The 2273-nt window shown below is 63.4% G+C and carries 2 protein-coding genes; both read left to right on the top strand.

Annotation, left to right across the window (positions count from 1 at the left end; genetic code table 11):
- Positions 1-341 precede the first annotated feature (341 nt).
- Complete coding sequence (locus MJD61_14335; GenBank protein MCG8556448.1) at positions 342-689, top strand: hypothetical protein; 348 nt, start codon at positions 342-344, stop codon at positions 687-689.
- Between the two features lie 14 nt (positions 690-703).
- Positions 704-2197, top strand: a complete 1494-nt coding sequence (gene istA, locus MJD61_14340) for an IS21 family transposase (protein MCG8556449.1) — start codon at positions 704-706, stop codon at positions 2195-2197.
- The last annotated feature ends 76 nt before the right edge of the window (positions 2198-2273 follow it).

The following is a 2273-nucleotide window of genomic DNA, read 5'->3' on the forward strand; positions in this document are numbered from 1 at the left end:
AAATGGCTGAAGTTTCGGAGCGATCGAGGCGAGTTACCGACTTTTTAGCTGTGGGCGCTGCCGTCGTCAGGTGAAAGTCTGTCGGGGCTGTGACCATGGTCGGCGCTACTGCGGTTCGGGGTGCGCTGCGCAGATGCGGCGCATGCAGTTGCGGCAGGCGTCGGCGCGCTACCAGCAGAGCGCGCGGGGCGCGCGCCATCACGCGACACGGCAGGCGCGTTATCGGGCGCGTGTACGCGACAAAGTGACTCATCAGGGATGGAATCTGGGCACCGACGAGGGCCAGGCTAGCGTCGAGCTCGGCCCCGAGAGTCAACCAGCGCCGAGCCGGAGGTATCCCGATGAGAGATTGGACAAGTCAGATTCTTCCGAGTCGTGGGCAAGTACGGTTGCTGGTGAGCGACGAACAACGCCACGACTTGCTCAAAGCGCGATTGCCTACCCACCCATCGCACCCGCGCGCTCTATTGACCTTGCTCGAAGGCTTGGCGCTGTACAGCGGTCAGCGGTTGTGCGCTGTGATCTGTGCGGAAGACGAGTCGGCCCCATGGCTCGGCTCGGGCCTATTCGGCGATGAGCTGTGGCCCGGTGAAAGCCCGTTGGTTCAGTTCGACTTCGCCGAGCCTGGCCGCCGGAGGCGACTGCGCGGTCTGGGTGACTTCCGCGCGTTGCGCAAGAGCACGAGATGAAGGACGGCGCGAGCATGCTCAGCCAAGAGCTCGAAGCGGACATCGTGCGGCTGTACCACGCGGAAAAATGGAAAGTGGGGACGATCGCGCGCCAGCTCGGTGTCCACCACAGTGCAGTACGCCGCGTGCTTAGCCAGCAAGGCGTCAGTCAGGCGAGACGCTGCACACGAGCGTCGATCACCGACCCGTTCATCCCGCTGATCGTCGAGACCCTGGAAAAATACCCCAGGTTGCCTGCTAGCCGGCTGTGGCAGATGGCCAAGGAGCGTGGTTATCCCGGCGCTCGCGACTACTTCCGTACGGTGGTGGCGCGCTACCGCCCCCGGCCCAAGGCCGAGGCGTATCTGAGGCTGCGTACGTTGGCTGCCGAGCAGGCGCAGGTGGACTGGGGCCACTTCGGTCATCAGCAGATCGGAAACGCACGTCGTCCTCTGATGGCGTTTGTGATGGTGCTCAGCTACTCGCGGGCGATCTTCTTGCGTTTTTACCTGAGCGCCAAGATGCCGTGCTTCCTGCACGGCCACGTTTCGGCGTTTGAGCACTTTGGCGGAGTGGCTCGCGTCCTTTTGTACGACAACTTGAAAAGTGCCGTGCTCGAGCGTAAGGGCGACGCCATTCGGTTCCATCCTACCTTGCTCGAGCTCAGTGCTCACTACCGTTTCGAGCCGCGACCCTGTGCGCCGTACCGGGGCAACGAGAAAGGTCGCGTGGAAAGGGCGATCCGCTACATTCGCTCAAGCTTCTTCTCCGGGCGCGAGTTTCGCGACCTTGAGGACCTGAATCAACAAGCATTCGAGTGGTCCCAAGGATACGCCGCGGAGCGAAGATGTCCCGAAGATGAGGCGCTGACGGTACGGGAGGCCTTCGAGCAAGAGCGTTCCAAGCTGCTCGAGCTACCCGACGACGCCTTCGCGGTCGATGAACGCCTTGAGGTGACGAGCAGCAAGCTGCCCTACCTTCGCTTCGACCTCAACGACTACTCGATCCCGGCCGGCTGTGTTCGCAAACCTCTGGTGCTTTTGGCCAGCCTCACCCAGGTGCGTATCCTCGATGGCAGCGAAGTGGTGGCCGAGCACTCGCGTTGCTTCGAGCGTCGCAGGGTCATCGAGGATCCGGCCCACATCCGCGAACTGGTCGAGCACAAGCGAAAGGCCCGAATGCATCGGGGCTTGGACCGACTACAAAAGGCCGTGCCCGCATCGGCTCCGTTGTTCGAGGCGCTGGCCGAGCAGGGGGTCAATCTCGGCGCCGCCACCACCGCGCTGTTGCGCCAGCTCGACCGCGTCGGTGCAGCCGACCTCGAGCACGCGATCACCGAGGCGTTACAGCGCGGCACCCCTCACCTCGCCTCGGTACGCCAGGTGCTCGAGACCCAGCGCTACAGCCGAGGTTTGCCACCGACCGTAGGCCGGCATCTGCCACAGGATGAACGGGTTCAGGGACCGGTCGTAAAGCCCCATAGCCTGGGTGACTACGACGCCATTGGCCGGGAGGGTGACGATGGCTGAGTCACCGAACCAGGATTCGCTCCTCAGGCAACGCGCACACAAACTCGGCCTGTATGGGCTGCTCGCTCACTGGGAC

The organism is Pseudomonadota bacterium, from assembly GCA_022361155.1.
Classification (GTDB): Bacteria; Myxococcota_A; Polyangia; order Polyangiales; family JAKSBK01; genus JAKSBK01.